10 protein-coding genes and 1 pseudogene are annotated in these 21,604 nt (G+C 60.1%); 1 reads left to right on the top strand and 10 read right to left on the bottom strand.

Annotation, left to right across the window (positions count from 1 at the left end; all coding sequences use genetic code 11):
* Positions 1-2: 2 nt before the first annotated feature.
* Positions 3-542 carry a Cthe_2314 family HEPN domain-containing protein gene (locus tag OMP40_RS38740; RefSeq protein ID WP_277539541.1) on the bottom strand — a complete coding sequence of 180 codons (540 nt, stop codon included), beginning with the start codon at positions 540-542 and terminating at the stop codon, positions 3-5.
* Positions 543-859: 317 nt separating this feature from the next.
* Positions 860-7,270 (bottom strand): NHL domain-containing protein, encoded by a 6,411-nt coding sequence (locus tag OMP40_RS38735; RefSeq protein ID WP_277539540.1) that lies wholly within the window; start codon positions 7,268-7,270, stop codon positions 860-862.
* A 70-nt stretch (positions 7,271-7,340) separates the two neighbouring features.
* Between OMP40_RS38735 and OMP40_RS38730 the strand changes: the two genes are divergently transcribed.
* Complete coding sequence (locus OMP40_RS38730; protein WP_277539539.1) at positions 7,341-8,897, top strand: ABC-F family ATP-binding cassette domain-containing protein; 1,557 nt, start codon at positions 7,341-7,343, stop codon at positions 8,895-8,897.
* A 131-nt stretch (positions 8,898-9,028) separates the two neighbouring features.
* On the opposite strand, the gene OMP40_RS38725 is transcribed toward OMP40_RS38730, so the two are convergent.
* From OMP40_RS38725 to OMP40_RS42980, 8 genes and pseudogenes are all read right to left on the bottom strand, one after another.
* Positions 9,029-10,045 carry a glycoside hydrolase family 88/105 protein gene (locus tag OMP40_RS38725; RefSeq protein ID WP_277539538.1) on the bottom strand — a complete coding sequence of 339 codons (1,017 nt, stop codon included), beginning with the start codon at positions 10,043-10,045 and terminating at the stop codon, positions 9,029-9,031.
* Positions 10,046-10,074: 29 nt separating this feature from the next.
* Complete coding sequence (locus OMP40_RS38720; protein ID WP_277539537.1) at positions 10,075-13,554, bottom strand: glycosyl hydrolase family 28-related protein; 3,480 nt, start codon at positions 13,552-13,554, stop codon at positions 10,075-10,077.
* Positions 13,555-13,571: 17 nt separating this feature from the next.
* Positions 13,572-15,512: a hypothetical protein gene (locus OMP40_RS38715; protein WP_277539536.1), complete on the bottom strand. Its 1,941-nt coding sequence runs from the start codon at positions 15,510-15,512 to the stop codon at positions 13,572-13,574.
* A 33-nt stretch (positions 15,513-15,545) separates the two neighbouring features.
* Positions 15,546-17,159, bottom strand: a complete 1,614-nt coding sequence (locus tag OMP40_RS38710; protein ID WP_277539535.1) for an extracellular solute-binding protein — start codon at positions 17,157-17,159, stop codon at positions 15,546-15,548.
* Between the two features lie 63 nt (positions 17,160-17,222).
* Entirely contained in the window at positions 17,223-18,098 is an 876-nt protein-coding gene (locus OMP40_RS38705; protein ID WP_277539534.1) for a carbohydrate ABC transporter permease, read from the bottom strand.
* A gap of 25 nt (positions 18,099-18,123) precedes the next feature.
* A complete protein-coding gene (locus OMP40_RS38700) occupies positions 18,124-19,098 on the bottom strand; it encodes an ABC transporter permease (protein WP_277539533.1) in 975 nt (324 codons plus the stop codon).
* 126 nt (positions 19,099-19,224) lie between these two features.
* Complete coding sequence (locus OMP40_RS42985) at positions 19,225-19,578, bottom strand: helix-turn-helix domain-containing protein (RefSeq protein ID WP_420872123.1); 354 nt, start codon at positions 19,576-19,578, stop codon at positions 19,225-19,227.
* Positions 19,579-20,014: 436 nt separating this feature from the next.
* A pseudogene (locus OMP40_RS42980) lies at positions 20,015-20,392 on the bottom strand (hypothetical protein); the annotation flags it as partial.
* Positions 20,393-21,604: the final 1,212 nt, after the last annotated feature.

The raw sequence follows: 21,604 nt of genomic DNA, 5'->3' as shown, positions 1-21,604 counted from the left end.
CCTTAGGCGTGATGCGCCTGTTTCTTCGCCTTTTTGCACATATGGTTAAACACGAGCGCGAGCGTCAGATACACGAGCTCCCAGCCCTCGTTCAGGTCGTCCATGTTCTCATCGATATTCTCGAGATGCGGCTGCTCCCGCTTCACGTTCAGCACCTGCAGCAGGTCGTCCTGGAGCTCCGCGTTCATCTGGTGGATCTCCATGTTGCGCCTTCTGCGCAGCCGGCCCATCGTCTCGCGCCGCGGTTCGTAAACGGCCTCCAGCTTCTGGGCCAGATCGGGATGCAGCCCGTTGTGCCGCATGTTGCGAAGCACGGTGAAGAAGGAGAAGTGGTTCTCCATCCGGTTTTCCGTATCGAGCTCCAGGTACTCGTTCATGAGCGTGCCGAGCTTGTCGAGCACCGAGAACAGACGGATAAACGCATTTTTGTCAAAATAAATATGATTGTAATAATTCAGCCGGTCCTCCGGCGTCATCTCTTCAAAGGAGGTCACGTTCAGCAGCTTCGCGAACCGAAGCGCCGCGTAACGGCTCGACTCCAATTCGTCCAGCGAGCGGAGCAGGCCCTCGGTCCAGATCTGGTACTTGCGAATTCGCGCCGCCTCGACCGAATCCCCGTCCCCCCTGCTCCTGCATCAACAGCGCGAAGCGCTCCATCGCGTCGATCGTATTCCGAAGCGGACCTCCCCAATCGTACGGGGGTTCGCCGAACAAAGCTCGCAGCATCATAGGCCTCCAACCGGCGCGGCATGTATCGAATCGTAAAAATGGAATCGCGCCATTCGCCTATTTTTTTATTGTACCGCAAGAGCGATCCTGTGCTCAAGGGAACGGGAACGACGAAAAGGCTATCGCATTCTCAACGAGAATGAACGATAGCCTTAAAAAATGGTGTTATCTGATTTAGATCAAGCCTGACTTTTGCAGCAAGCCGCTGAATCAGGGTCGCTACCTCAGCGCGGGACACATTGTCCTTGGGCATCAGCTTGCCGCCCTGTCCGGTGACTAGACCCGCTTTTACGGTGCTTGCTATACTATCTAGCGCCCATGCTCCAGCTTGTCCGACATCCGCAAACGCGCTGAGCGTACCGGTCGCATCTGCGTCTCCGTTGAGGGTGGTCAGCCCTGTCAACCTCATTGCCTTGGCGATGACCGCCATCGCCTGCTCACGGGTGAGCTTTTCGTCCGGTCTGAACGTACCGTCCGGGTAGCCCGAGACCAGTCCGTACGCAGACGCCGTCCGAACCGCACTTGCGTACCAGGCGTCGGAGGAAACGTCCAGGTACGAAGCCGTTCCTTCGCCTAACCGAAGCCCAAGCCCGCGCACGATGATTGCTGCGAACTCCGCACGAGTCATATCTGCATTCGGGGCAAATATCGTGTCGCTTACGCCATTGATTACAAGGCGTGACCCCAGGTCGTTTATCGCGCCCTTCGCCCAGTGGTTCTCCGCATCTGCGAAGGTCAAGGGATGCCAGACGACCGTGTAGACGCTATTGGTCAGACTGTTAATTTTGGCGACATAGCGGCCATCCTCTACAATTACCTTAGTGGGCACGTGTCGGATCGAGCCGTCTTCCCCAACGACGACACCGGTCGTAATGCGATTCGGATCGATGCCATCGGGCAGGACGATCATGCGTTCCACGTATCCGTTGAAGCGATCGACAACCGTTCCTTGATCCGCCACTGTCGCGGTGATGGTGAATTCGACTGCCGGCGAAATGAACTGCACCTCTCCCACTGAAGTTGCCGGAACGGCTTCCAGCATCTCTATTTTGACTCGGACGACGATATCGCTCAAAGAAGTGCCCGCTGCAAAATGAGACGCAAGCGAACCGACGTCGATTCGGCTTGCGGGCAAACGGTAGCCGATACCTTCAGAACGGATCTCGAGCACGGCTTCTTTGTCCGCCATGTTGCGAATCAGCTGCGCGTTAAGCTCGCCTGTAACGATGCCCGATCCGTTTTGGACGGGAATCGTCAAAACATAACCGTTCGGCTTGGAAGCCAGCAGCGCTTCTGATTTGGCCGGGTCTAGCTGCACAACCGTCGACTTTTTGGAGCCGATCGCCGTTACGTTAGCTTTAGCCAAGCCGTTTTGCGGAGAGCCGTTTATCAATACGGTCGTACCGGGTTCTGTCTGTTGAACTTCAGTCGGAATCGAGGGAACAGACGCCTCACGAACATTCGCTGCAGACACCGTGACATCGGTCCACGCGACGATTTTGCCGCTTGCGTCAACCTCGGCGATGTATAGATGCTGTCCCGCTGAGACCGTGATATCGCCGTTTGCCGACAGCGTGTCCACATAACCTGCAGTTGCAGCGTCCGTGCCTGCGACCGGGTTCGTCTTGTCGCCAGCTGCGCCGACGATGAACTTCAGCGTGTGGCCGTTGCCCACGCTTGGCAGCGTCGTCGCCTGCGTCGTGCCGGTCGTGCTGCCCGGCGCCCACGCGAAGTCGCTTGCGTTTAGCGGCGGTACCGCTCCAGGCGCTTGCTTGATATTTTCCGCAGCTACCGTCACGTCAGTCCATGCCACGATCTTCCCCGTGGCGTCAACCTCGGCGATGTACAGATGCTGGCCTGCCGTCACCTCGATATCGCCGTTTGCCGACAGCGAATCCACGTAGCCTGCAGTTGCAGCGTCCGTGCCTGCGACCGGGTGTGTCTTGTCGCCAGCTGCGCCGACGATGAACTTCAGCGTGTGGCCGTTGCCCACGCTTGGCAGCGTCGTCGTCTGCGTCGTTCCGGTCATGCTGCCCGGCGCCCACGCGAAGCCGCTTGCGTTTAGCGGCGGTACCGCTCCAGGCGCTTGCTTGATATTTTCCGCAGCTACCGTCACGTCTGTCCATGCGACGATCTTCCCCGTGGCGTCAACCTCGGCGATGTACAGATGCTGGCCTGCCGTCACCTCGATGTTGCTGCTTTCCGTCAGCGTGTTCACGTAGCCTGCAGTTGCAGCGTCCGTGCCTGCGACCGGGTGTGTCTTGTCGCCAGCTGCGCCGACGATGAACTTCAGCGTGTGGCCGTTGCCCACGCTTGGCAGATTCGTCGTCTGCGTCGTGCCGGTCGTGCTGCCCGGCGCCCACGCGAAGTCGCTTGCGTTTAGCGGCGGCACCGCTCCAGGCGCTTGCTTGATATTTTCCGCAGCTACCGTCACGTCTGTCCATGCCACGATCTTCCCCGTGGTATCAACCTCGGCGATGTACAGATGCTGGCCTGCCGTCACCTCGATGTCGCTGCTTGCCGACAGCGAATCCACGTAACCTGCAGTTGCAGCGTCCGTGCCTGCGACCGGGTGTGTCTTGTCGCCAGCTGCGCCGACGATGAACTTCAGCGTGTGGCCGTTGCCCACGCTTGGCAGCGTCGTCGTCTGCGTCGTTCCGGTCGTGCTGCCCGGCGCCCACGCGAAGTCGCTTGCGTTTAGCGGCGGTACCGCTCCAGGCGCTTGCTTGATATTTTCCGCAGCTACCGTCACGTCAGTCCATGCCACGATCTTCCCCGTGGCGTCAACCTCGGCGATGTACAGATGCTGGCCTGCCGTCACCTCGATATCGCCGTTTGCCGACAGCGAATCCACGTAGCCTGCAGTTGCAGCGTCCGTGCCTGCGACCGGGTGTGTCTTGTCGCCAGCTGCGCCGACGATGAACTTCAGCGTGTGGCCGTTGCCCACGCTTGGCAGCGTCGTCGTCTGCGTCGTTCCGGTCATGCTGCCCGGCGCCCACGCGAAGCCGCTTGCGTTTAGCGGCGGTACCGCTCCAGGCGCTTGCTTGATATTTTCCGCAGCTACCGTCACGTCAGTCCATGCGACGATCTTCCCCGTGGCGTCAACCTCGGCGATGTACAGATGCTGGCCTGCCGTCACCTCGATGTCGCTACTTGCCGACAGCGAATCCACGTAGCCTGCAGTTGCAGCGTCCGTGCCTGCGACCGGGTGTGTCTTGTCGCCAGCTGCGCCGACGATGAACTTCAGCGTGTGGCCGTTGCCCACGCTTGGCAGCGTCGTCGTCTGCGTCGTGCCGGTCGTGCTGCCCGGCGCCCACGCGAAGTCGCTTGCGTTTAGCGGCGGCACCGCTCCAGGCGCTTGCTTGATATTTTCCGCAGCTATCGTCACGTCTGTCCATGCCACGATCTTCCCCGTGGTATCAACCTCGGCGATGTACAGATGCTGGCCTGCCGTCACCTCGATGTCGCCGTTTGCCGACAGCGTGTCCACATAACCTGCAGCTGCAGCGTCCGTGCCTGCGACCGGGTGTGTCTTGTCGCCAGCTGCGCCGACGATGAACTTCAGCGTGTGGCCGCTGCCCACGCTTGGCAGCGTCGTCGTCTGCGTCGTGCCGGTCGTGCTGCCCGGCAACCATAAGAATGCTTCCGGGTCCAAGAAGGGCACCATCGCAGGCGCTTGCTTGATATTCTCCGCCAATACGGTGACGTCTGCCCAAGCGACGATCAGCCCGCTTCCGTCTACTTCGGCGATGAAAAGATGCTGATCCGCCGCTACCGGAATATCTTCGTTTGCCGTCAACGTGGACACATAGGCTTGCTCTTCAGCGTTCATCCCTTCGACCGGGTGCGTCTCGCCGCCCTCTGCACCCACAATGAACTTCAGGGTGTGACCGCTATCTATGTTTGGCAGTGCGGTCGCCTGCGTCGAGCCGACCGAGTTGCCCGGCGCCCACGCGAAGTCGCTTAATTCGAACATAGGTACGGGCTTGGGCGTTGTATCCTTAATTTTCACGTTTACGACAGGATCGACACCTGCGCTCATATTCAGACTAAGTGAAAATGTTCCTGTCTCCAACGAGCTTAGAAACGTCTTCTTCACCACAATCTGATTGCCGCTGACCGCATAGTCGGTCCCGGCACTAAGCATCGATTGGTCGATAGAGATGCCGTTAAGCGTGTTTCCGTTTGCCGTTAACGTCAGTAACAGATCTTCTTGCGCGGTCGTATTTTTATCGAACTCCGCTTCGGTCGGCGTCACGGTTGCGTTCACAACGGGCCGCGTGATGACGCGGACAATCGAATTCCCCGAATCCGCGACAACCAGATCGCCTGCGTTGGTCATGGCCAAGCCTTGAGGATTAAAGAGGCGGGTATCCCTCGCTGCCAAGCCGTCGCCGTTGAAGCCTTGGTCTCCCGTGCCCGCGAAGGTCGTGATGGTACCCACCGAATCGACCTTCCGAATCACATGATTCTCCCGTTCAGCGATATAAACATTGCCTGACGAATCCACAGCGATACCCTGCGGCGAAATCAGCGTGGCTGCTGTGGCCGGACCGCCGTCCCCGGCGTCTCCTCCGCCTCCTCCAGCAAAGGCATGGAATTTGCCGTCCATGCCGATTTTCCGTACCTTTTCCCATGTGGAAAAATACAAATTACCGGCTTCGTCGACTGCCAGCGAATTAACCGAACCAATCCCGCCCGATTTCGCCTCCGTTTCGTCGGCGCCTTCCTGATACGATCCATTGCCGGCAAACGTTGTGATAACGCCTTCCGTATCGACCTTTCTAATCCGGTTATTGTACGAATCCACAAAGAACACATTCCCGGCGGAATCAATTGCAATCGCACTTGGACTAGCGATTTTGGCCTCGATGCTCGGTCCTCCGTCACCTGAAAATCCGAACTCACCGTTGCCTGAAATCGTGGTAATCAGGCCACCTTGATCCACCTTGCGAATTCGGGCATTGCCGCTGTCAACGATATACAGATTATCATTCAGGTCTACTGCAATCCCATTTGGAGAAGAGAGCTCGGCCTGATCAGCCGGACCGCCGTCGCCGAAAAAACCGCTGATTCCGGTCCCTGCAATTGTTGAAATAAAACCGGTTGTATCCACTTTTCGTATGCGATTATTTTCGCCGTCCGAAATATACAAATTGCCGCGGGAATCGTAAGCGATGTTGCTTGGAGCTTGCAACTGTGCGTTCAGCGCTTCGTTGCCATCTCCCGAATATCGCGAGGTGCCGTTGCCCGCATAAGTACCGAGTTTGCCGTCCGCCTCGATTACCCTGACCAAATAATTGTCCATACCCTCAGTAAAATAAACTTTGTCACCGTCAACCGCAACGCTCCCTGGATTACTGATCAGGGCAGTCTCGGCATCCTCGCCGTCCGCGGTGTATCCCCCAGAGTTGTGCACGCCGGCTACGGTGCTGATAACTTTAGTGCCTCCGTCAACTTTCCGAATGACTTTACTCAGGGTCGTAATGTACAAATTGCCTGAAGCATCAATAGTCAGATTGCTGGGTACCCCCATTTTCGCCAAAGTTGCCTGGCCGCCGTCGCCTGAATGACCGAACGCGCCTGATCCGGCGTAGACATTGATGACGCCCGTTGTGTCGACCTTGCGAACGCTCCAATTATATGTTTCCGAGATATAGAGATTTCCGCTATGGTCTACTGCAACGTCATTCGGCTCAAGCAGTCTCGTCGCTGTGGCTTGTCCGCCGTTTGCTGTTGGACCGGTACTTCCCATTCCCGCCACCGTATGGATCAGACCCTGCGAATTAACCTTGCGAACCCGATAATTGCTGTTTTCTGCTATATAAAGATTGTCTTGTGCGTCAAGCGCGATCCCGGTTGGGGACAGCATGGTGAGAGTAGCTACCTTGCCCTCACCTTCATAGCCATGTTGTCCATTTCCCGCCACGGTTGTAATGATACCGTCAACGCTTAGTTTACGCACGACGCTATTGCCTAAATCCACGATATAGAGATTGCCGGAACTGTCCAACGCAATGTCGGATGGCCTATTTAATTGCGCGGCGTCTCCCGGCCCGCCGTCTCCCGAATAGCCCGGGAAACCGGTGCCCGCTACGACGGTTTGCAGATCGGTAGACTTGTCGATTCTGCGAATCACGTGATTTTCTTGATCGGAGATGAACACATATTGGCTGTTTATGGCAACAGCGCGAGGAACGATAGCTATTTCGGATTTCAAAACGCCGTTTTTGCCAGCGCCTCCTGAACCCGCCACGATCTTAACGACCGAGTCTTGAGCCGCATGTGCCTGCTGGAGACCAACGACCGGCCACAATCCTAACAAAACAGCGGCAGCCGTCAGTAGGGCAACACTTTTCATGATGATTCTGCGTTTCATCCAAATCTCTCCTACCCATGCATTTTGATTTCCAGCTGCATTTGTCAGCCTGTACATTATAGGGGAGAGCACTGAACAGACGCTTAAAAATTTACAGTGAATTGGAAATTCAGGATCGATAAAGGCGGGATCGCCATTCCAACTTTGTCTTCCTTTGCCCACGCTCCGCGACTATAATAGTACTTGGTGCTCAAAAAAAGCGCCCCACAACCAGATACGAAGGGGAATTCCCATGAGCATATTGAACGTGCAAAACTTAAGCCACGGCTTCGGCGACCGCGCCATCTTCAACGACGTATCGTTCCGCCTGCTGAAGGGCGAACACGTCGGTCTCGTCGGCGCCAACGGCGAAGGCAAGTCGACCTTCATGAACATCGTGATGGGCAAGCTCGAGCCCGACGCCGGCAAGGTCGAATGGGCGCGCAAGGTGCGCGTCGGCTACCTCGACCAGCATTCCTTGCTGCAGAAGGGCATGACGATCCGCGACGTCCTGAAGACGGCGTTCCAGTACCTGAACGATCTCGAGGCCGAGATGAACGGCATGTACGAGCGAATGGGCGACGTGGAGCCCGAGGAGCTCGAGCGCTTGCTCGAAGAGGTCGGCGAGATTCAGGACATATTGAACACGAACGACTTCTACCTGATCGACGCCAAGGTGGAGGAGATCGCGCGCGGCCTCGGACTCGCCGACATCGGACTCGAGCGCGACGTCAACGATCTGAGCGGCGGCCAGCGGACGAAGGTGCTGCTCGCCAAGCTGCTGCTGGAGAAGCCCGACATCCTCCTGCTGGACGAGCCCACCAACTATCTGGACGAGCAGCATATCGAGTGGCTCAAGCGTTATTTGCAGGAATACGAGAACGCGTTTATTCTCATTTCGCACGACATTCCGTTCCTGAACAGCGTCATCAACCTCATCTACCATATGGAAAATCAGCAGTTGTCCCGCTACGTGGGCGACTACGACAACTTCCTGACCCTGCACGAGGCGAAAAAGTCGCAGCTCGAGTCGGCGTACAAGCGCCAGCAGCAGGAGATCGCGGACCTCAAGGACTTCGTCGCCCGGAACAAGGCGCGCGTGTCCACGCGGAACATGGCGATGTCCCGCCAGAAGAAGCTGGACGCCATGGACGTCATCGAGCTGGCCAAGGAAAAGCCGAAGCCGGAGTTCAACTTCAAGGAGGCGCGGACGTCCAGCCGCCTGATCTTCGAGGCCAAGGGTCTCGTCATCGGCTACGACGAGCCGCTCAGCCGTCCGGTCGACCTGCTCATGGAGCGGGGCCAGAAGGTCGCGCTCGTCGGCGCCAACGGCATCGGCAAGACGACGCTGCTGCGCAGCCTGCTCGGCGAGATTCCGTCCCTGGCCGGCAGCGTTGAGCGCGGGGACAACCAATTCGTCGGCTACTTCGAGCAAGAGGTCAAGAGCGGCGCGGACGATACCTGCATCGAGTCGGTATGGCGCGAATTTCCGTCGATGACGCAGTTCGAGGTGCGCGCGGCGCTCGCCAAATGCGGTCTGACGACCAAGCATATCGAGAGCCGCATCTCCGTGCTGAGCGGCGGCGAGAAGGCCAAGGTGCGGCTGTGCAAGCTGATCAACCGCGAATCGAACCTGCTCGTGCTCGACGAGCCGACCAACCATCTGGACGTCGACGCCAAGGAAGAGCTGAAGCGCGCGCTCAAGGCGTACAAGGGCAGCATCCTGCTCATCAGCCACGAGCCCGAATTTTACCGCGAGGTCGCGACCGACGTCTGGAACGGCGAAGCTTGGACGACCAAGGTCATCTAAGCGCAGCCTTTCGCTTTCGCGAGCTGTCCAAGCTCATGAAAATGGCCGACGGGCAGAGGCGCTCGCCCAGCCAGACCAAAAAACGGGATGAGGCAGGAACAAGCCTGCTTCATCCCGTTTTCGCGCTGCAGCTACCGCGTTCCCGTCAATTCCTCCGACAGCATCGCCAGCAGCAGCCCCTGACCGTAGCCCTCCTGCCTTCCGCGAGCGATGACCTGGTACTCGCCCGGGTGGCGCTGCACGGCGGTTCCGCTGGAAACGCCCCGCAGCACGCCTTCTTCATCGACATGCCCGCATACTGCGCGGTACGCCCGTTCTCCCATCGGCAGCCAGCGGCGGTCCAGCCGGCCCAGGCGTACCCCCTTCAGCACCGCATACGCGATGCCGGCAGCCGCCGAAGTCTCGACGTAAGTGCCAGGCTCCGTGACGACGGTCGTCCACAGGCCGGAGAGGTCCTGCTTCGCCTGAAGTCCGCGGAGCTGGCGGGTGACGATGTCCTCGATCTGCGCCTTGTCCCGCGCATGCTTTTCCGGCAGCAGTCCGAGCAGCTCGACGCCGACGATCGCCGCCCAAGCGTTGCCGCGCGCCCACCGGCAGCCGATGACGCTCCCTTTCCCTTCGTCCCATCCGTGATAGAACAGGCCGTCGTTCCCCTGCAGCGCCTCGGCATGCAGAAGGAATTGATTGATGCCTTCTTGCACGGCCTCCTCTCTGTCGAGCATCAGTCCGCTCTCCGTAAGGAACAGTCCCGCCATGAACAGCGTATCCACCCACAGCTGGCCGCCGAAGGCGGTCTCCGTCAGCGTATGCTCGAACGCGCCGTTCGCAAGCCGGGCCGCATCCCGCAGCAAAAAGTTCACCCGGCTCTCCACAAGCGCAAGCGCCCGTTCGTCGTCCAGACGATCCGCAATCTTCATCAGCGCAAAGCACGGTGCCGTCGCGTTGACCGTTTCCTGAATCTGCCCTGCGTCCATCCGCTCGACGTACCATTTTCGCAAAAATTCAAAAATCGCCGTCCGTTCTCCTGCCTCTCCGTAGACGTACAAGCCGTATAACGCCACGCCTTCGCTCCAGTTCCATTCCCTGAGCGGCATCCGCATCGATGCCTCCAGGGCTTTGCCGCCAAGCTGATCGATTGTTCTGGACAAGCAAAGTCCGCCTCCATTCGCAGTTCCCGTTAAGGAAGGATGACCGTATCTATGCTTCCGCCGTCAGCAATCTGCTGCGCGACGTTCACGAACTGGTTGCCGCTAAGCACCTGGCCCTTGATGCCGTCGGTCAACAAGATGCCCTTCGTCAGGTTCTCGAGCACATTGTTCTCGATGACCGTATTGCGCAGTACCGGCGGCGTGGCTACGGTTGCCTCCTTGGCCGATACGTAGATGCCCGGCGTATCCGTCAACAGATTCGCTTTGACGTGATTTTCCCGAATCTCGATGCCGAGCGACTGGATGCCGTAGCCCGACTTCGTGCCGTGAACGCCGAGGCCGTTGTAGAGCGAGGTGGTCAAAATATCTTCGATCTCGTTGCGGTCGAAGCGGACGAAGTAGGACATATTAAAGCGATTCTGACCGGGCACGTGAAACGAGGAGGCGAAGGCGCCGCCGCTCGTCGTCAGGTCGTTGTCCGCGACGACGACATCGATGCCGTTGCCGTATACCTGCATGCCGCCGCCGGTCGAATACACCGTATTGCGGTACATCGTTCCGTTGGCGTTCGGCAGAACGAGAGAAAACTTGCTGGTGCGGTCGGGGACGATATCCCAGTCGCCGTCCGTCTCGATCGTGTTGCCGCTCATCGACGTCACCGCGCGGTACTGCCCGACACCTCGGCCGTCCGTGATGACGACCGACAGACGGCCGTATCGGGTCGGCAGATGGTATCCGCTGGTCGCGCCCGTATTCAGCGGCATGTTCGGCGCCACGACGAGCGAATCAGAAGAAGCGCTCAGCACTTCGCCGAAGTTGAAGTACCCGCCCGGCACCTCCGCCATGACGGCTTCGCCGTCGTTGTGCTTGTGGTCGAGCGTTCCGTTGTGCTCGATCACGTTGTCCGCCAAGTAGTAATACGACCGGACGCTGAACCCGTGGTTGTCGGCATCCGCCTCGGGATGGCCGATCAGATGATTGCCCGTGACGATCGAGTAGGCGCCAAGCGAAGCGGTGACGCCGGTCCCGTATTCGAGCGTGTTGCCGCGCATCGACGAATACTCGGTCACATAGTTGCTCGTAAATGTCGCGCCGTTGCCGCTGAATTCATTGTCGTCGAACAGCACCCGCTCCTTGCCGACGATGACGGTGCCCGTTCCTCTGCCCGCAAGCGGCTTCGTCAGCGGCGCGTCGATTCGTACCCCTTTTACGAAAATATTCGAGGCCGTACGGTTATCCTGATCGTAGACGGCGTCTCCCCACACGTGTCCGAGCCATAGATAGACATCCGGACTGATCGTCTCGTCCTGCATCGTCAGCGTCAGATCGGCGACGCCCTGTCGGCCGACCGTCTGGCCGTCTCCCTTCGACTCGATAAAATTGGTCGTACCGTTGCCGCTGTATGCCAGCACCGATCCTGCGGCATCCTCGCCGCGCAGCACGACATCGGCCGGCAGCTTCAGCGTCTTCGTCACGTAGCGGCCTTCAGGTACGAGCACGACGCCCCCGCCCGCGGTCTTCACCGCGTCGATCGCAGCCTGGATCGCCGCCGTGTCTTCGCCCGCATCGTCCGCCACCGCGCCGTAGTCCGCGATCGAATACGTCCGGCTCCAATTGAAGCCGTCGGCCCAGGCGACGCCCATCTCGAGCGGATCGTAGACGGCGCCTTGCACGGACAGCGTCTGCCCGCTCGACAATCTCGCCCAGGCATCGGCGGACGAATGCCGTGCCTCCACCCAGTATTCGCCTGCCGGCGTCAAGTCCGAGTCGAACGTGATCGCATACGGATCGACATCGTGCACGTCCGCCGCATAGGCGGCCGCCGTCGTCGTATCGACCAGCCTCACCTGCGCTCCGCCTCCCGCGCCGCCGAATTCGGACGGATCGAAGTTGCGGCCGACCAGCGTGATCTCAAGACCGGGCGCCGTCTCATACTCCGAGATAAATTGGGGCCTGGCGAGATTGACCCGGATCGGATCGCTCCAGCCCCACTCGTTCCTGATCCAGACGCGCAGCGTGCCGGCATCTGCCGTATCCGGCAGACGAGTCACCGCATAATACCCGTCCTCGTCGGACTGTACGATCGGGAGCGGCAGCGCGCCGGCCGGCGGACCGCCGGTCGGAATGCCGTCGCCTTCCGCGTAGACGGCTTCCTGGTCGTCTTCGTACAAGCCGTAGCCGTCGAGATTGAGCAGCTCTCCCGGCTTGACAGCATCGGACGCCTTCAATACGACCGGCGGCCGCTCCCACGCCTCGACCTCCACCGTCAGCGGCGACTCGTCTTCGGATCCGTCCAGCGTCAGCGTATCGCTGCCCTTATATACGGCATGGACGGCATAGCTGCCGGCATACGGCGGCGCATAAGCGAGCGACGCTACTCCGTAGGCATCCGTGACGGCCGTCCCGATCGTGCCGTCGATCCAGGTCCCGACATACGGGCCGCGCAGCTCGAAGGCGACCGTCTCGCCTGCGATCGGCGTATGGTCGTCGCTCCGCGACAACGCGGCGGAGATCGCGATGCTCGTGCCCGGCAGCACGTCCGTCCAGCCCGTCGTCGTCAGCGACAGCGCCGTCGCATCGTAGACGGGCGTGTTCGCCGTCACGGTCGCCGACGCCTCCGACAGCTTGCCTCCCGCCGCGCTCCTCAGCTTGTACAAATAGGCGCTGCCCGCCGACAGCCCGGTGTCCGTATACGTGTCTGCGCTGCCGCTCAGAACGGCCAACTCGCTGTACTGCGCTTCGGTCGGTCCCTTGCGCCAGACGCTGACTCCGCTCGCCGGCAGACTGTTGTCCCAGGTCAGCTCCACCGTCCGTCCGGAGACGGTCGCCGCGACGTCGGAGACGCCCAGCGCGGGCATCGCGTCGAAAAAGAACCCGCTCAGAACGGCCTGATTGTTCGTGCCGGTCTTCAAGATTCGCACGCGGAAGCTGCCGCTCACTTCGTATAGCGCGTACACGCCGCTCTTGGTGTCGATCAGTCGGCTGTCGAGCAGCTGGCCCGCCGTATCGCGCAGCTCGATCGTCTGCGGCGCGGTATTCGAGTAGCTGGCCGCATAAACGGCGAACAGATGCTTGGCGGTACCTGTCAGCGTGAACGAATACTGGATCGCGGAATAGTCGTAAATCTGGATCGCCTTGCGGACCGTTCCTGCGGCGTTTGTCGGCGCGGTAGGGTCCGTACTCGGATTGGCCGTCACATTATAAGTGCCGCTGTCCATCGTATAAGCGCTTACATAACTCGGCAGACTCGCCAGATCGGCAGGCTTGTAAGCGGGAAAGCCGGGATCGCGTCCCGATGCGGAGGTCGCCGTGAAGAAAGGCAGAATATAGCCTTCCCCGCCGTAATTCCCTACCCAGCTGCCCTTCGCCGTCGTGTTGACGCCGACGAATTCGGCGGTCGTCGCGGGCGGATCGTCCGCATAGGCCGGCGAGCTGCCCGGCAAGGGCAGCGACAGCACCAAGGTCAAGCACAGCAGCAAGCGGATCAAGCCAAATCTTTCGATTCGCATCTTTATTCCTCCGCATCCTAAATTATGGTTTTGGATGTATAAAAGGGCAAAGCCTCTATGTCCAGACCGTCGGCCGATAAAGGCAGGCAGCGCCTCTCCTCGCGGCCGCCGCCGTCACCGGAGATCGCCATTACGCCTTCGCTCGCCGGACTGTACGCGCAGTACAACCGGCAGCCTCCGCATTCGTAACGGACCCGGCGCGTATAGGTGCCGCGATTGTGCGGACTCGTCGTCAAGCGATCCTCGACGACAGCCGAGCCGGCCATGCGGCAAAAGGCTTCAAAGTCTCCGTCCTCCCGCTCGCTGCCGATCGTAGCGACGAATCCGTTGCCGGTCAGCAGCAGTTCTCCGCGCGAAAAGACGCGCGGCGTTCCCTCGTAGTTCAAGAAGGTCACTGCGGTATAGTCCGTCCTTCGCTCCACCCGGACGGCTGCGCGGCGTCCCGCGTTCGTCTGCAGCAGCGGGAGGTAGGCCATATACACCTGGCCATGCCTGATGAAGACGGGGCAAGGCTCCACGCTCTCTCCCTCGCCATCTCCCAAGACTCGATCTCCCAGTCGGATCTCGTCGATCTCGGAGCCGCCTGTCGGGATCAGCAGGGACAGGCCCAGGCTGCCGATGGCGCCCCTCGCCGCAACCCGGGGCTTGTAAAGCATCATCGCCGTCCGGCCGCTCAGCAGTCCCAGCTTGCGGCCGTCGTCCGGCACCAGATATGTCGCGCCGAGCGCATCGGGCAGACCGCCGTCGATCCGGAATCTAGCGAAGACCGCCCCTACCTCCTCCACCGATCGGACCGTCCTTCCCTTCGGGCTGTACAGCACGTGGAAGGAATCGGTCTGATTGCCGCTGTGAAATTCATGCCGGGCAACGCCGATCGCATAATCCTCGGCCATCCAGGTGCTGGACGTTGTCACGACGGCTGGATATTCGGTCGGCGCATGATCGCCGTTCGCCGCCTGCGGCGAGATATCGGTCGGCGCATCCGAAGACGGACCGATCTCCGCCGTTCCGCTCGTCCTGTAAGGGAACGGCTTGTGAAGCGCGTGGCCGATCAGAAGCTTGGGACAATGGTAGTCCGCCGCCAGCAGCCAGGCGGCGCTGACCTGCATAAAGGCCAGATTCTGATGCAGGATCTGATGCGGGCTGAGATCGTCCGCGAACAGCGTATTGCCCGGATGAATCGGCAGCAGGTCGCCCAGTACGGCGTACAGTACAAAATGCGCCTGATGGACATGACCGGCCGAATCTACGGTATAGGCGCGCGAATAAGGCCCGGCGATGTTGGACAAGCGCGGGTGATAGTGGACCATCACGTCGGTCCACAGCCGCTCCTCGCACTGGAGCGCCAGCCGGCGTACGGCTGGGTCCGCCGTCAGCTCGGACAGCTCCGCGAGCGCGCAAAGCTGCACGGGCGTATAGGTTGGACTCGTGAACTCGGAGGCGAAGCCCCGTCGTTCGAGCATTTCCGTCAGCTGCGCCAGGCGCCGCTCGCCGATCCGCCGCAGCCGGTCCATACCGTAGCGCTCGCCTCCGATGACGGCCGTCGTCGTCGCCATGCAGGGAAAGTTGTCGTTGACGCCGACAAAGTCGTGCTCCGGCTCCTCGAAAGCCGGCAGAACGCCGGCCATATAGTCATCCAGCGCGCGGCGCGCCGCTGGCGTCAACTGCGTCTCGTGCCGGGCGAGCAGCTGCAGGACCGACATCGGAGCGAAATGGCACATCCCGTAATCCGCCGACTCCAGAATCCGGTTCGCCCGCGCCGCCTGTGCTTCGCCGCCCTGCCGCAGACAGGCTGCAGCGTACCAGATATGCTCGCGGAGCCCGGGGACTTCGGGCGTGGCCGTCCAATTTCCCGCTTCATCGAAGTAGCTCATCGCATTGCGGGCCGTCGCGCGGTCGATCAGGCTTCGCCTGCCGGCCAGTCCCGGAGGCGGATGTCCCGCTGTCGTCGATTCCATCGTATTGACTCCTTTCGCCCACTCGCGCCTGAATTATTTATTTTGCAGACTGCTGTAAAGCGCGTTCGCTTCCTCTTCCAGCTGACTGCCGCCCTTCGCGTTCCATTCCTTCACGAATGCGTCGAAGTAGGAGAGCGGCTCCTGCCCCATGATGATCTTGACGTATGCCTCTGTCTTGAGCTTGATCAGATCGGGCCAGTACTTGCCGGAAGACGGCAGCAGATCGGCCTTGCCGAACAGGTCGACCATCGGCTTGTTGCCCGTCTTGTAAATGTTCAGCACATCTTTGTTGTAGTACTTTTCGACCAGTTCGAAGTTGCCCTGAGACGCCCAGAAGGTCGCGCCGTTGGTCGGATCCGCGATGCCTGCCTCCTGCAGCTTGGCCATGTCCGTATAGACGCCGATCCGATTGAGTCCCGACGCTGCGCCGACCGCCGGATCGACGTAGTCGTAATGAACGCCCTGCTCTCCCCAAGCCAGCGCCAGCCACGTCTCCTCGTCGTTCTGAATCGTATCCATTATCTGCAGAATGCGCTGCATCTTCTCCGGCTCCTTCTCCAGCTGCTTGCCGAACGCCCAGATATTTCCTGCCGAGCCCCATGCCCAGCCGCCGGATTGACCGTTTGGCCCTGTCGGCAGTTCCGCAAAATCGATCTTGCCCGCCGGATCCACTTGATGAATGGCGTTGATGAGCGAGCTCGGATCGTCCTCGCTCGTGGCGGTAGCCAGCGCATTGTCCAGGTAGGCGAACTTGCCGGAATTGAACTTGGCGCCCAGATCCTTGCCCGTGACGAACTCGGGCTCGATATAGCCGGCCTTATGCCACTCCGCCAGCTGCGCCAGCGCGGCCTTCGCCTCGGGCTGCGTCGCGCCGTTGACGACATGTCCGTCCTTCAGCGACCACTGCGTCGGCATGATCCCGAATGCGCCGAAGATCGTCGGAAATTGATTGTAGTAGGAATTGCCGTTGCTGCTCATGCCGTAGACGCCAATCTTCTTGAGCGCGGCGAACGCCTGCGTCATCTCGTCGATCGTCTTCGGCAGCGCGGCGATGCCCGCCTTCTCGAGCAGATCGGTGCGCCATACTTGCTTGGAGTGGAACTGGCCGTTGAAATACATCGTCGGCAGTCCGTAATTTTTGCCGCCTACGTTCGAGTAATACCACCCTTGCGGCGCATCCTGGTCCAGCTTCTTTTTCGTATTCGGCGCATACTGCTCGATCATCTCGACCGGCACCTCCGCGATCAAGCCTTGCGCGGCATACTTGCTCAGCTCGGCAGGATCCATGACGATCATAACGTCAGGCACGTCGCCCGTAGACACCATGAGCTGCTGCTTCTGCTTAAAATCGTTGCCGGATATCGGATACACTTTCTCCAGCTTGATATTGAACTTGCTCTCCAGCACCTGCTGGCCGTAGGAATGCTCCTGGATCAAGCCGGGCAGATTCATCCAATCCACCTTGAGCAGCGGCTGCTCGGCAGCGGAGCTCTGCGTGCCGGACGCCGCCGGAGCGGAGGACGATGCGCCTTGCGTGCCGGAGCTCTCATCGTTCGAAGCGCAGCCGCCGAGCAGAAGCGCGCCCGCGAGCAGTCCGGCGCCGGTTCCCTTTCGCCAGGCTCGCATATTTTTGCTTTCTCTGTACATCGTTGGACCTCCCTCTAAATTTAGATTGCAAGATTCGTTCGTTATCCTGCTCATGTTTTGTGGCTAACCCTTTACCGAGCCGAGCATGATGCCTTTTACGAAAAAACGCTGGATGAACGGATAGACGAGCAGAATCGGCAGCGAGATGGTCATGATGATCGCAGCCTTCAGATTTTCCGGCACGATAGCCGACATGTCGTCCAGTCTGAACTCAATGGCCAGGTTGGTCGAAGCGTCCACCACATGATGCCGCAGATACAGCTGGAGCACCTGTTTCGAAGCGTCGTTCAAATAGATCATCGCGTCGAACCAGGAATTCCAGTGCATGACCGCCGCCCACAGCGCGACGACAGCAAGTACCGGCGTGGACAAGGGCAGGACGATGCGCGCGAAAATACGAAGCTCGCCGGCCCCGTCCATCTTGGCCGACTCCGCCAGCTCGGGCGGGATCGCCTGAAAAAAATTGCGCAGCACGATAAGGTTGAAGCCGGACACCGCCAGCGGCAGAATCAGCGCCCAATAGCTGTCGATCATCCCCAGGTTCCGAATGAGCAGATACATCGGGATCGTCCCGCCGTTGAACAGCATGCTGAAGACGATCAGCTTGACGAACAGGCCGCGGTGCGGGAAAGACGGCCGCGACAGCGGATAAGCGGTCAGACTGCAGAACAGCAGCACCGTGACGACGCCGCCGGCGGTCCGCAGCAGCGTGTTCCCGTAAGCCCGGTACAGGGCGGGATCGGTCAACACCTTGGCATAGGCCGCGGTCGTCGGATCCGTCGGCAGCAGATGCAGGCCGATGCGGTTAATATCGGCAGGCTCGCTGAGCGAGATGGTAAATACGTACAAAAACGGATACAGCGTCGTTAGTCCGAGCAGCGCCAGCAGCGCGATATTGCCGGCCTCGAACGCCTTCTCCCAGGCCGATCGTTTGTACACGGTCTCCTCTCCTCCTAACGGGCCGTTACCACAGCCCCTGATCTTTGTCGTACAGCTTGACGAGCCGGTTGCTGAGCAAGACCAGCAGCAGCCCGAAAAAGGAGGTGAACAGCCCCGCCGCCGCGCCAAGCTCGAAATCCATCGTCTGCAGCCTGCGAAGTACGTACGTATCCAAAATATCCGCGGCTTCGGTATTCGTCGGCAGCGTCAGATTGTAGATCTGGTCAAAGCCCACCGACAGAAAATGGCCGATGTACAGCAGAAACATCGTCACGATCGTCGGCATGAGCGAGGGAAGCGTAATATGCCAGATTCTGCGGAAGCGTCCCGCTCCGTCGGCCACCGCCGCCTCGTACAACGTCGGATCGATGGACGACAGAGCGGCGAAGTAGACGATGGAGCCCCAGCCGACGCCCTGCCAGACGGCCGATGCCGTGACGATGCCGTAGAAGTAATCCTGACGCATGATCAGGTTGTCGGGCGGCTCCAAACCGAACATCCGAATCAACTGACCGAAGCCCCCGTCTTCGCCGAAGAACGAAAACATGATGCCCGCAAGAACGACCCAGGAGAAAAAGTAAGGGAGATAGGAAACCGTCTGGATGAACCGGCGAAAGAACACTTGCCTGACCTCGTTCAGCAGGATCGCCAGCAAGATCGGAGCCGGGAATGCGACGATCAGTTTCAATACGGCGATGATTGCCGTATTCCGCAGCGCCTTATAAAAGTCGTTCCCCGCGAACAGACGCTCGAAATGAGCGAAGCCTACCCAGTCGCTGGCCCATATGCCGTCGAGCACTCTGTACTGCTTGAATGCGATCAGTATGCCGTACAAGGGCACATAGCTGAACAGAAAGAATAGCGCGAAGCCGGGCAGAAACATCAGCAGCAGCCCCTTGTGCTGCCTGTAGACGCGCAGTTGAGGCATGGTCCGCGCCATGCTCTTGCCGCGACGTTCATGGCGGCTTGCGCCTGCGGATGCGGCCGGCGCTTTTGACATTCGAATATCACCTCCAGGCGCTGTCGCGCTGTGATTAAGCGCTCTCATCGTAGACCGGCGGATCATTCCAATGCGATATTCCATTTATAAGCGGCGAAAAAGCGCTGAAAGCAACGGAAAAACCGCCTAGGATCGGCGGTTCGGTCGGTCGGTTAACGATCGGCTATCGATCCGGAATCGGCGGTAAGCTGTTGTCTGTATTCTCCCGGCGTCATGCCTTCTAGCTTCTTGAACGTGCGGATCAAGCTGCTGCGCATTGTTGTAGCCGGTCTCCAGCGCGATCTGGCCGATGCTGAGCTCTCGAACCGCAAGCAGCGCCTTGACGCGCTCGATCCGGTATCGCGCCACGTAAGCGACAAAATTCTCGCCGTGGCGTTCCTTGAACAGCTGGCTGACATAGGAAGGCGTGACCCGGAAGCGGTCGGCCAGATCGCCGAGCGACAGATCCTCCCGGTAGTGCGCATGGACATAATCCGTCATATGGATAAGAATTTCCTGCGTTCGCCGCGAGCGCAGCGCGCCGATCTGCTTGCCCGCGGGCAGCAGCAGTTCGCCGAGCATCTGCTTGCGCAGCCGCTCGGCGTCCGGCGCGCGGAACAATTCGTCGTACGGATTGCGCTGATTCAGCAGAACGGAAGGATCGATGCGATATTGGAGCAGCAGGTTCGCGAGCGTGACCATCAACTGAAGATACATCGTTTTGATGTAGCTTAAGGGAGACGGCCGGGCGATCAGCCGGCCGTGGAAGCGGCCGAGGGCCGCCTCGATCTCCGCCTCGCTTCCGTTCTTGACCGTCTCGAGCACTTCTTCGGCCTCGGCCGACGGATAGTGGGGGGAAGCCGGTCTCATCGATCCCCATGGAATCATAGGAAACGACGCCTCCTTCGGACCTCAGCCATTCGAATTCGAGCAGATGCAGCGCATCCTGATAGGACTGGCCGACCAACTGAAGGGAGTCGGCGGTTCGTCCGATCCCGATCGTCACCGGCTCCTTCAGCAGCGTCGCGACTGTGCTGCGCAGCGCCTCGGCTTCATGCAGCAGCTCGACGGCCGTCCACGAGGACGGAATGTTCAGGATCGCCGCGATCGTGCGGTTCACAGCTACCGTTTCCACAACGGCGCTGTCCCCCAGCAGCTCCTGCGCGATATTGCCGATCGCGAAGCCAAGCAGGCGCTCGTCCCCCTGGCGGAAGCGGGAATCTTCCTTCGCCGTGCCGATCCGGATCGCGAGCGCGGCGAAGCTAGGATAGCCGAAGAGACCGGCAGCTCCCGCCCGGTTCTGACCGTCGTCCATCGGGGCGAGTCGGCCGAGCACCGCCGACAGCAGGAAGTGCTCACGCAGCAGCGGGAGCCGCTCATGCCACTGAGAGCGAACGTCGTCCATCTCCTTGATCAGTCCGGACACGCCCGCTTCGATCCTTCTGAAAAAATCGGAGTGCTCGTCCGCGGGCGCCTCATCGCCCGTCAGCTCCCGCGGTCTGCGCACCAGCAGAAGAATCCGGCCGATCGGCCCCTGAATGCGAAAGTAGCTGATCAGCGACAGCAACAGCGCAAGCGTCATGAGCGCAGCCGTGCCGATCAGAATGGCGTGCTTGAGCTGAACGACGCTGCGCGTCGGTTTCTCCGCAGGTATCGCCATGACGTACGTCCATCCGTTGCGCGGCGTAACTTCGGCGGTCACGTATACGCTGCCCAGATCGGGGCCGAGCCTGACGGTCCTCGTCCCTTCGCTCGTCCCTGCCGGCAACAGCGAAGACAGCCGTTCGGGCGAAGCATCCTTCAGCATGCCCCCGCCGACGATCGGCACGCCGTCCTCCGTAAAGATCGCGAGGCCGCCGTCCGTGTCGAACGGATAGCGCTCCATGAGCGACTTCAGATGCGCCAGACTGACGTTGACGATGAGCGCCGCTTCCATCCGATCGTAGAACACCGGCAATATTTTAATATAAGTCAGCACGGGCGCCCGATAGCTCGCCGACACCTGCATCAGGCGCGGCGGCAGCCATGCGTCCTGCCGCTTCTCGGAGACGATCTGCGCAAGCCCGTTCAGCCAGTTGACGTCCAGCAGCGCGCCCGGAATGACCGCCCCCTCCTCGGGAATCGAGGAGATGATGCGCGGGCTGACGACGGTCCGCTGCGCCGCATGATAATAGTAGATCGAATCGACCGCATCGTTGCCGTTGGAGAAGTTTTGCAGATGATTGTTCAGGCTGTTGACCGTCAACAGCGTGCCAAGCAGCGGCTGCCGCCCGATCGCGTCCAACGCCGCCACATCCGGCAGCAAAGCCACGATCCCGGCGGACTGCTCGATCTGGAACAAGCGGTCGTCGATCTCGCCCCCGATCTGCTTCAGGGCTACCGAAGAAGAACGGTTCACCTCGCGCTCGATGATCGCAATACCTCGTACGTAGATCAGTGTCCCGAAGCCGCCGACGGGGATGCAGGCGATCAGCAGCATGATGACGATTAACCGCAAATTGATTCTGTTCATGAACGCCTTTGCCTT

Source organism: Cohnella rhizosphaerae (assembly GCF_029525575.1).
GTDB lineage: Bacteria > Bacillota > Bacilli > Paenibacillales > Paenibacillaceae > Cohnella > Cohnella rhizosphaerae.
This window is presented reverse-complemented; position numbering and strand designations above follow the sequence as displayed.

Coding starts and splice junctions, on each gene's coding strand:
- OMP40_RS38720 (WP_277539537.1), bottom strand. CDS start 13,554: ATGCGAATCGAAAGATTTGGCTTGATCCGCTTGCTGCTGTGCTTGACC.
- OMP40_RS42985 (WP_420872123.1), bottom strand. CDS start 19,578: ATGACGGATTATGTCCATGCGCACTACCGGGAGGATCTGTCGCTCGGC.
- OMP40_RS38730 (WP_277539539.1), top strand. CDS start 7,341: ATGAGCATATTGAACGTGCAAAACTTAAGCCACGGCTTCGGCGACCGC.
- OMP40_RS38710 (WP_277539535.1), bottom strand. CDS start 17,159: ATGTACAGAGAAAGCAAAAATATGCGAGCCTGGCGAAAGGGAACCGGC.
- OMP40_RS38715 (WP_277539536.1), bottom strand. CDS start 15,512: ATGGAATCGACGACAGCGGGACATCCGCCTCCGGGACTGGCCGGCAGG.
- OMP40_RS38700 (WP_277539533.1), bottom strand. CDS start 19,098: ATGTCAAAAGCGCCGGCCGCATCCGCAGGCGCAAGCCGCCATGAACGT.